Consider the following 8,755-nt stretch of genomic DNA (forward strand, 5'->3'; position numbering starts at 1 on the left):
ATGCCCGCGAGCCGGTCGGTCGTTCGGTCGGCCGATGGTCGAGTGCCGGTGGTTCAGTCGGCGGAATCGGAGGCGCGGGGCGAGCCGGAGGCGTCGTCGTCCGCGGTCGTCTCGTCGTCGATGACGCCGTCGGCGCCCTCGACGGAGGAACCGGAGACACCGTCCTCCGCGGACACGTCCGCGGTGCTGTCCGTCCAGGCGTCGGCGGCACCGTCCGGGCCCGCGCCGTCGGCCGTGGACCGGCCCGAGGTCGGGTCGGCCGTGCCGGTGGCGTCGGTCGTCAAGGAGGCGTTCCCGGTGTCGCCGTCGGTGCTGCCGCTGACGTCGGCGTCACTGGACGACACGCTGTCGCCGGCCACCTCGTCCTCGGGCTGCGGGCTGCCGTAACCGCCCGCGGCGTTCTCTTCCTCGATCGCCGGATCGTTGGTCTCGCTCATGGCCACCCCTTCATCGTTGGCGGTACCGGTCGATGGTGCCGGTGGTCGCCACGGTAGCCGCTGGGCCAGCCGCACGACAGGGCGATCCATCAGTCGGCTTGCTTTTCGCTGACGGCGCAGGGCAGCGTCATCAGCGCACGACGACGTCCGGGCCGGCCGCCTCAGGCGACGAGGGAGAGGAAGGTGGCGAGGGCGAAACCGAGCACGGTCACCAGGCCGGCGGTGTTACCGGCCTTCTGCTGCGCCTCGGGGATGAGCGAGTCGACCAGCATCACGAGCAGCGCGCCCGCGGCGAAGCCGTCGATGAAGCCGCGCAGGCCGCCCGTGGCGAGGTCGGCGATGAGGTAGCCCAGCACGGTGGACGCGAGGCAGACGACGGTGACGGCGACCCACAGCCCGGCCACCCGGCGCCGGGAGGAGCCGGAGGACAGCATGTCGCTGGACGACCCGATCGACTCGGGCAGGTTGGAGACGAAGATCGCGACCAGCAGCGAGGCGCTCACGCCCGCGCCCCCAGCCAGCCCGATGCCGAGGACGAGCTGTTCGGGGATGCCGTCGAGGACGGCGCCGACGGCCAGGGAGGTGCCCCCGGCCTGACGGCGGGCGTCGTGGGAGGTGGAGACGCCGTGGTGCCGCCGGTGGGGGAGCAGGCGGTGGTTCCCGCCGGAGACGAGGCGGTTGGCGAGGTAGTAGCTCAGCGCGCCCGCCGCGAGCCCGATGCCGACGGGCCACGGACCGCCGCGCTGGATGCCCTCCTCGGCGAGCTCGAACGCGACGCTGGCGATCAGCGCCCCACCACCGAAGGCGAGCACCCCGCCGACGAGCCGGTTCGGCCAGGACCGGACGATGCCGAGCACCGCGCCGATCAGCAGCGAGGAGGCGGCGACCGTTCCCCACAGCAGGGCGTCGAGCATCAGCGTGCTCCCGCCGTCACGGCGCCGGCCAGGCGTGCACCGGGATGTTGTCGTGCATGTGGCCCTGGTAGCGGCGAACGAGCTCGCGCATCGCCTCGTCGCGATCCATGCCGCCGGCCTGAAGCGCGGCGGACGTGTCGAGCTGCCAGCGGGCGCCGTTCTGGCCGCTCCTGGCCCGGTCGCGCAGGATGCCGAGGTAGTGGGTGACGAGGTCCGGGTCGACGCCGAGCTGGTGCAGTCCGGTCTCGGCCATCGGCAGCAGCTGCCGCACGATCAGCTCGTCGACCGGGACGTCGCCGACGCCCGGCCAGTACACCTGCGCGTCGAGGCCGTACTTGGCGCACTGCTCGAAGTTCTCGCGGGCGGTGGAGAACGCCATCCGCGACCACAGCGGCCGGTCGGAGTGCCGCATCACGTGCACGACGCCGTAGTAGAAGGCGGCGTTGGCCACGATGTCCGCGACGGTGGGGCCGGCCGGCAGCAGCCGGTTCTCCACCCGCAGGTGCGCCTCGTCCCCGCCCGGGTCGTAGATGGGCCGGTTCCACCGGTACACGGTCCCGTTGTGCAGGCGCAGCTCGTGCAGGCGCGGCGGCTTGCCCGGATCGTCCGGCGGCAGGCCGCGGTCCTCCCGCAGTTCGGGCAGCAGCGCCGGGAACCAGCGCACATTCTCCTCGAACAGGTCGAAGATCGAGGTGATCCACCGTTCGCCGAACCACACGCGCGGACGCACGCCCTGGGCCCGCATCTCGGGCGGCCGCGAGTCGATCGCCTGGTGGAACAGGACGACGCGGGTCTCGTGCCACAGCCGGCGGCCCAGGAAGTGCGGCGAGTTCGCGGCGAGCGCGACCTGCGGGCCGGCGAGCACCTGCGACGCGTTCCACGCGGAGGCGAAGCCGGACGGGGAGACCTGCACGTGCAGCTGCACGCTCGTGCACGCGGCCTCGGGGGAGACGGTCTCCGTGTACAGCTGCAGGTCGTCCTCGCCCTGGATGTCCAGCTGCACGTCCTCACCGCGGGCCGCGAGGATCGAGTGGTTCAGCGCCTCGTAGCGCTTCTCCGGGCTCATCCAGTCGGGGTCCGTCAGCAGCTGCTCGGTGATGGTGGGCAGGATCCCGACCATGACGATGCCGGCCTTCGCCTCCGCGGCCCGCTGCTCGGCGTGGTTCAGGCGGCTGCGCAGGCCGTCCTCCATGGCGGCGAGGCCGCGGCCGGCGATGCTCGTCACCGGGTAGTTCATCTCGATGTTGTAGGCGCCGATCTCCGTCTGGAACGTCGGGTCGGCGATCCGGTCCAGGACGCTGGCGTTTCGCAGGCTCGGCCGGAAGGTGGCGTCGACGAGGTTGAGCTCCACCTCGAGCCCGATCGACCCGGTGTCCTCGAACGTCGCGCCCGACAGATACCGGTCGAATGTCTCGAGGCTCTCCATCAGGCGACGCCGGTACCGGGTGCGCTGCTGCCGGCTGTAGGTCGCGGAGGAGACGTCGTCACCCATGGGATGAACCCAACCACAGCGGCGAACGGGTTGCCTAGTCGGGCCGGGGGAGGTGCCTCGTCGAGACTCTCCATGATCGAGTCGAGACCTCTCCATGATCGAGAGGACCGCGTAGGGTTGGGCCATGGAGCGCCTCAGCGATACCCGGCAGGCCGAGCTCACGGGCGACGACCAGACCGGGCAGGACACATCCTCCGACCGCCAGCACCACGTCCTCGTCACGGGTGCCACCGGTTACATCGGCGGTCGCCTCGTGGCCCGGCTGCTGGCGGCCGGCCACCGGGTCCGGGTGCTGGTCCGCACACCGGACAAGCTGCTCGACGTGCCGTGGCACGACCAGGTGGAGATCGTCCAGGGCGATCTCTCCGACCAGCGCGACACCGAGCGCGCGTGCGACGGCGTCGACTCCGTCTACTTCCTCGTCCACTCCATGTCCTCCGGCAAGGACTTCGAACGCACCGAGGCCGCGATGGCGGGCATCATGGCCCGATCCTGCGCCGCGGCCGGCGTCAAGCGGGTCATCTACCTCGGCGGTCTGCACCCGAGCAACGTCGAGCTGTCCGCCCACATGCGCTCGCGGGCCGCCGTCGGCACGGTGCTGCTCGACGGGCCCACCGACGCCATCGTCTTCCAGGCCGGCGTCATCATCGGCTCCGGGTCCGCCTCGTTCGAGATGGTCCGCCACCTCGCCGAGGAACTGCCCGTCATGCCCGCGCCGTCCTGGGTGCGGAACCGGATCGAGCCGATCGCCGTCCGCGACGTCCTGCACTACCTGCTGCACGCGCTCGACCTGCCCGAGGGCCTGAACCGGACCTTCGACATCGGCTCCCGCGAGGTGCTCACCTACGCCGCCATGATGAACGGGTACGCGACCGCCGCGGGGCTGCCCCGCCGCGTCATCCTCGCGCTGCCGCTGCCCGCCCCGCGGCTGGCCGGCTGGTGGGTGGGGATGGTGACGCCGATCCCCATGTCGATGGCGTTCCCGCTCGTGCAGTCCCTGCAGCACGACGCGGTCAGCGCCGAGCACGACATCGACGACTACATCCCGCAGCCCCCGGACGGGCTGACCGGGTACCGCCGCGCCGTCGAGCTGGCGCTGCTGCGCATGCGGCAGAACGAGGTGGAGACGACGTGGGCCGGGGCCAGCGCGTCCGCGCACGACGCCGACCCGCTGCCGTCGGACCCGGACTGGGCCGGCCACAAGGTGTACGTGGACGAGCGCACCCACCACTGCGACGCCGAGCCCGAGTACGTGTGGCGGATCATCGAGGGCATCGGTGGGAAGAACGGGTGGTACTCGCTGCCGCTCGCCTGGGCCGTGCGCGGATGGATGGACAAGTTCAGCGGCGGCGTCGGGCTCTCCCGCGGCCGTCGCGATCCGCAGACCCTGCACACCGGGGAGGCCGTCGACTGGTGGCGGGTCGAGCACATCGAGCGCGGCCGGCTGCTGCGGCTGCGCGCCGAGATGAAGGTCTCGGGCAAGGCGTGGCTCGAACTCGAGGTCCGGCCCGACGCGGAGGAGTCCGGGGACTCCGCCGGCGCCGATCACGAGGGCGGCAGCACCTACCACCAGCGCGCCATCTTCTTCCCGAAGGGCCTGAGCGGGCGCCTCTACTGGCTGGCGATCCTCCCGTTCCACGGTGTCATCTTCCCCTCGATGAGCCGCAACATCGGCGACGCCGCGGCCCGGCTGCAGCAGTCCGAAGCGGCCTCCCGCCGCGGGGACGACCAGCCGAAAGCGACCGCCGACGTGGCCGCGAACACCCCGTCCCGGGTCTGACGACCGCGGCCGCCCGCCCGGATCCCTCGGACCCCGGCCGGCCCGGTCCAGGGGCGGCCGACGGCCGCGTCGGCGGTGACCGGGGACGATGGGGGATGGGGTACGCCCGGAGTCGCCCTGCGCCGATGATACTTTTGACCTTGATCCAGGGTCAGGACGAACGGATGGAGCAGTAGCGATGAGTCACCAGACCACCACCCGCACCGGTAATTCCCGATCACTGGGCGGCATGACGACGGTCCTGTCCCGCCTCGTGCCCAAACAGCTGGCGGACGAGGTGAACCTCGCCCTGCTGGAGATGAAGAAGAAGGGCATCCAGGTCGGCATCGCCGCCGCGTTCTTCGTCGTCGGGCTGGTGTTCCTCGCGTTCCTCGTGATCATGCTCCTCATCGCCCTCGTCTCGGGCGTCTCGAACTGGTTCAACTGGGGCATCTGGCTGTCCGCCCTCGTGGTGGGCGCGGTCTTCCTCGTCATCCTCCTGATCGCCGCCCTGATCGGCCTGTCCCGGCTGAAGAAGGCGATGCCGCTCAAGCCCGAGCAGGCCATCCGCGGACTCAAGTACGACATCGGCGTCCTCAAGGAAGGCCGCAGCTTCGACGAGCGCACGCTGGACGCGCGGAAGACCCCGGAACAGCAGGCCGAGGACGAGCGGAAGAAGCAGGCCAAGCAGCAGGAGAAGGCCGCCAACCCGCCGGCGTCCGAGTCCCAGCTGAAGACCCGCACCGGTCAGCGGCGCGCGCACCTGGCGAATCTGCGCGACGACCTGGGCCGCAAGGTCGACGTCAAGAGTCAGTGGTCGGCGTTCAGCGGCCGCGCGGTCGCTCGCGCCGAGTCCTTCTCGGACGACGTGGCCACCCGCCTGCACGCCAGCTCCGGCTCCGTCGGCGGCACGGCCCACACCTCGGTCACCAACCCGTCCGGCGCCCCCCGTACGGCAGGGCAGCCGGCCGAGACGCTGCGCGACCGGTGGGTCCCGCTGAGCGTGTTCGCGGTCTCGAGCGGCGCCTTCGCCGTCTTCGTCCGCAAGCTGACCAAGAAGCTCTGACCCGTCCACCCTGCGCCCGCCACGGGGCGTGACGATCGTGCCGGAGGGAACATGCGGCTGATCAACGCCGGTGCCCCCGCTCACGGGCGGGCGCGGGTGGTGGACCGGTTCTGGACGGTGCCGAACGTCATCACCCTCGTCCGGTTCCTGCTCGTCCCCGTCTTCTTCGTCCTCATGGTGCGGCAGCACTTCGGCTGGGCCCTCGTCGTCCTCGCCGTGCTCGGCAGCACCGACTGGGTCGACGGGTTCGTCGCCCGCCGGCTGGGGCAGGTCTCCCGGATCGGCATGATCCTCGACCCCCTGGCCGACCGGCTGGCGCTCATCATCGTCGCGATCGCCTTCGTCGCCTCGGGCATCGCACCCTTGTGGCTGATCCTCGCGATCCTCATTCCGGACGCGGTGCTGCTCGTCGTCTCGCTGGCGCTCTTCCGCAACCACCCCGACCTGCCGGTCAGCCTGATGGGCAAGGCCCGGACCGCGATCCTGCTGGTCGGCGCGCCGCTCCTGCTGCTCGGCCACCTGGCGGTCTTCCGGGACACGCCCGTGACCACGGTCGCGCTGGTGCTGCTCGCCATCGGCTGCGTCTGCCACGTGCTCGCGTCCGCGGGCTACCTGTGGTCGATGATCCGCAAGTTCCAGAGCCGACGGATCGTGGACCGTGCGGCCTGAATACCTCGTCGCGATCGCCTGCGCCCTCGCCTCCGCCGTCTGCCTCGCCTACGGCAGCCAGCGGCAGGGCAGCGCGGTGGCGGCCCAGACGGGCGGCCTCTCGCTGCACGGACGCGGTGCCCTCCGGCTGCTGGCCAACCCGCGCTGGGTGTTCGGCACGCTGCTGATGGGGCTCGGGATGGCCCTGAACATCGCCGCCCTCGCCAACGCCCCGCTGATGATCGTCCAGCCCCTCGGCGCCATCGCCCTGGTGATCACCACCGTGGTCAACGCCCGCGAGCAGAACCTCAAGCTCAACCGGGTCACCGTCTTCTCGATCGTCCTGTGCATGTTCGGCAGCACCCTCTTCGTGCTGATGGCGCTGCTGATCACGAACCAGGCCCACGAGGGCACACCGGCGCAGGAACTGACGACGTGCCTGCTGCTGGCCGTGGTCCTGCTGATCTTCGGTTCCCTCGCCGCCGGGTTCCGCGGGCGGCTCAACGCGTTCATCTACATCGTCGGTGCCGGTGTGCTCTTCGGCTTCGTCGCCGTGCTCTCCCGGTTGCTGTTCACGCACCTGTTCGCCGGGGGAGGGGTGAACCTCCTCGCCGTGCCGGTGTACATCTACATCGCGATCGCCGCGGCCGGCGGCCTCGGCATCTGGTTCGTCCAGAGCGCCTACTCGCACGGGCCGCCGGACCTGGTGATCGCGGGGCTGACCGTGATCGACCCCATGGTCGGCATCGCCATCGGCATCGCGATCCTGGGGGAGGCGCGGGCGAACCCGCCGGCCCCCGTCGTGATCGGCATGATGATCGCGGCGGCCTCCGCCGTCGTCGGCGTCGTCATGCTCTCGCGTTACCACCCCGACGTGATCAGCAGGAAGGCCGAGAAGCGGCACGCGAAGAACGCGGCCACCGAGCGCGCGGGCGACTGATCCCGCTGGTCTCCGTCCCCTGCATCTGCGCGGCCTGACGGCGCCGGGGCGCGTCCGACGGTGATGAGCCGGGGCCCTCTGATACCGTCGCGGGGGACTGCGGGAACGAGCCCGCGTCATGACCGTGACATCCCCAGGAGCCCTCTCCCGTGACCTCGACGCCCAGCGCCGGCCCGCTCAAGATCCTCATCGCGGCGGACACCTATCCGCCGGACATGAACGGTGCCGCCCGCTTCTGCCAGCGTCTCGCGCAGGGCATGCTGGCCCGCGGTCACGAGGTCCACGCCGTCGCCGCCCGCAACGACGCGGGACCGAGCTACTCCCGGGTCGAGGACGGCGTCGTCGTCCACCGCCTCCGCTCGCACAAGGCGCCCACCCACCCGTACTACCGGCTGTGCCTGCCGTGGGAGATCAACGGGGAGGTGCGCCGCATCCTCGAGGAGGAGCGGCCCGACGTCGTGCACGTGCAGTGCCACTACATGATCGGCAAGGCCTTCGCGGACACGGCCGCGAAGATGGGCATCCGGCTGGTCGCGACCAATCACTTCATGCCCGAGAACCTCGACCCGTTCCTGCCGTTCCCGCGCTGGTTCCTCAACATCGTCGCGAAGAACTCGTGGCGCGACATGGGCAAGGTGATGGGCCAGGCCGCCGTCGTGACGACGCCGACGCCGCTGGCCGCCAAGGCGATGCACGACCACGCGTTCCTGCGCCAGGTGCTGCCGGTCTCCAACGGCATCGACGCCGCGAAGTACGAGCAGCTGGCGGGCGAGGAGCTGGAGGTGCCCGAGCACCCCACCGTGCTGTTCGTCGGCCGTCTCGCCCAGGAGAAGCACGTCGACGTCCTGATCGAGGCCGTCGCGAAGCTGCCCGCGGAGCTCGGCACGCGGCTCGAGATCGTCGGTGACGGCGAGGTGCGGCCCGCCCTCGAGGCGAAGGTCGACGAGGTCGGCCTGGGCGACCGCGTCCGGTTCCTCGGCCTGGCCTCCGACGAGGAACTGCGCCGCGCGTACCTGCGGGCCACGGTCTTCTGCCAGCCGGGCACGGCGGAGCTCCAGTCGCTCGTGACCCTCGAGGCGATGAGCGCCTCCAAGCCCGTCGTGCTCGCCGACGCGATGGCGCTGCCGCACCTGGTGGACGAGGGCCGCAACGGCTGGCTCTTCCGGCCCAACGACAGCACCGACCTGGCCGACAAGCTGCGCCGCATCCTCGAGCTGCCGGAGCAGGAGCGCCTCGCGCTGGGCAAGACGAGCCGCGAGATGGTCAACAAGCACGATCTCGGGGTCACGCTGGACACGTTCGAATCGCTCTACCGCGGCGCGGACTACGCCGACCTGACCATCTGAGGCGGCTCTACGATGGTTGCGCCCGGCCTCCGTGGCCGGGCACCCGAGGGGCCGTAGCTCAGCTGGTCAGAGCAGAGGACTCATAATCCTTTGGTCGTGGGTTCAAGCCCCACCGGCCCTACCCTCCATGCGGCCGTGGCCGCCGGGCTCCCG

The 8,755-nt window shown here is 71.1% G+C and carries 8 protein-coding genes and 1 tRNA gene; 6 read left to right on the plus strand and 3 right to left on the minus strand.

The window, feature by feature from the left end; translation table 11 throughout:
- Nucleotides 1–53: 53 nt before the first annotated feature.
- The 3 genes from V6N00_RS16645 to V6N00_RS16655 form a co-directional block, all read right to left on the minus strand.
- Nucleotides 54–437, minus strand: a complete 384-nt coding sequence (locus V6N00_RS16645) for a hypothetical protein (RefSeq protein WP_334234140.1) — start codon at nucleotides 435–437, stop codon at nucleotides 54–56.
- A gap of 161 nt (nucleotides 438–598) precedes the next feature.
- Nucleotides 599–1,351 (minus strand): ZIP family metal transporter, encoded by a 753-nt coding sequence (locus tag V6N00_RS16650; protein ID WP_334234142.1) that lies wholly within the window; start codon nucleotides 1,349–1,351, stop codon nucleotides 599–601.
- Nucleotides 1,352–1,367: 16 nt separating this feature from the next.
- Nucleotides 1,368–2,843 carry a glutamate-cysteine ligase family protein gene (locus V6N00_RS16655; protein WP_334234143.1) on the minus strand — a complete coding sequence of 492 codons (1,476 nt, stop codon included), beginning with the start codon at nucleotides 2,841–2,843 and terminating at the stop codon, nucleotides 1,368–1,370.
- A gap of 124 nt (nucleotides 2,844–2,967) precedes the next feature.
- On the opposite strand from V6N00_RS16655, the gene V6N00_RS16660 reads away from it, so the two are divergent.
- The 6 genes from V6N00_RS16660 (at nucleotide 2,968) to V6N00_RS16685 (ending at nucleotide 8,723) form a co-directional block, all read left to right on the plus strand.
- Nucleotides 2,968–4,623 (plus strand): SDR family oxidoreductase, encoded by a 1,656-nt coding sequence (locus V6N00_RS16660; RefSeq protein WP_334234145.1) that lies wholly within the window; start codon nucleotides 2,968–2,970, stop codon nucleotides 4,621–4,623.
- Between the two features lie 178 nt (nucleotides 4,624–4,801).
- Nucleotides 4,802–5,668: a phage holin family protein gene (locus V6N00_RS16665; RefSeq protein WP_334234148.1), complete on the plus strand. Its 867-nt coding sequence runs from the start codon at nucleotides 4,802–4,804 to the stop codon at nucleotides 5,666–5,668.
- Nucleotides 5,669–5,719: 51 nt separating this feature from the next.
- Nucleotides 5,720–6,337 carry a CDP-alcohol phosphatidyltransferase family protein gene (locus tag V6N00_RS16670; protein ID WP_334234150.1) on the plus strand — a complete coding sequence of 206 codons (618 nt, stop codon included), beginning with the start codon at nucleotides 5,720–5,722 and terminating at the stop codon, nucleotides 6,335–6,337.
- On the plus strand, nucleotides 6,327–7,256 hold the full coding sequence (locus V6N00_RS16675) for a DMT family transporter (protein ID WP_334234152.1): 930 nt from the start codon (nucleotides 6,327–6,329) through the stop codon (nucleotides 7,254–7,256). The genes V6N00_RS16670 and V6N00_RS16675 overlap by 11 nt, the downstream gene beginning before the upstream one ends.
- 149 nt (nucleotides 7,257–7,405) lie before the next feature.
- Nucleotides 7,406–8,602: a glycosyltransferase gene (locus tag V6N00_RS16680; RefSeq protein WP_334234154.1), complete on the plus strand. Its 1,197-nt coding sequence runs from the start codon at nucleotides 7,406–7,408 to the stop codon at nucleotides 8,600–8,602.
- Between the two features lie 47 nt (nucleotides 8,603–8,649).
- A tRNA-Ile gene (locus V6N00_RS16685) sits at nucleotides 8,650–8,723 on the plus strand.
- Nucleotides 8,724–8,755 lie beyond the last annotated feature (32 nt).

Source organism: Tersicoccus mangrovi (assembly GCF_036881825.1).
Taxonomy (GTDB): Bacteria; Actinomycetota; Actinomycetes; order Actinomycetales; family Micrococcaceae; genus Tersicoccus; species Tersicoccus mangrovi.

Bases quoted from the DNA above. Each gene is read 5' to 3' on its own strand.
- V6N00_RS16650 (WP_334234142.1), bottom strand. From the start codon at position 1,351: ATGCTCGACGCCCTGCTGTGGGGAACGGTCGCCGCCTCCTCGCTGCTG.
- V6N00_RS16645 (WP_334234140.1), bottom strand. From the start codon at position 437: ATGAGCGAGACCAACGATCCGGCGATCGAGGAAGAGAACGCCGCGGGC.
- V6N00_RS16660 (WP_334234145.1), top strand. From the start codon at position 2,968: ATGGAGCGCCTCAGCGATACCCGGCAGGCCGAGCTCACGGGCGACGAC.
- V6N00_RS16655 (WP_334234143.1), bottom strand. From the start codon at position 2,843: ATGGGTGACGACGTCTCCTCCGCGACCTACAGCCGGCAGCAGCGCACC.
- V6N00_RS16665 (WP_334234148.1), top strand. From the start codon at position 4,802: ATGAGTCACCAGACCACCACCCGCACCGGTAATTCCCGATCACTGGGC.
- V6N00_RS16670 (WP_334234150.1), top strand. From the start codon at position 5,720: ATGCGGCTGATCAACGCCGGTGCCCCCGCTCACGGGCGGGCGCGGGTG.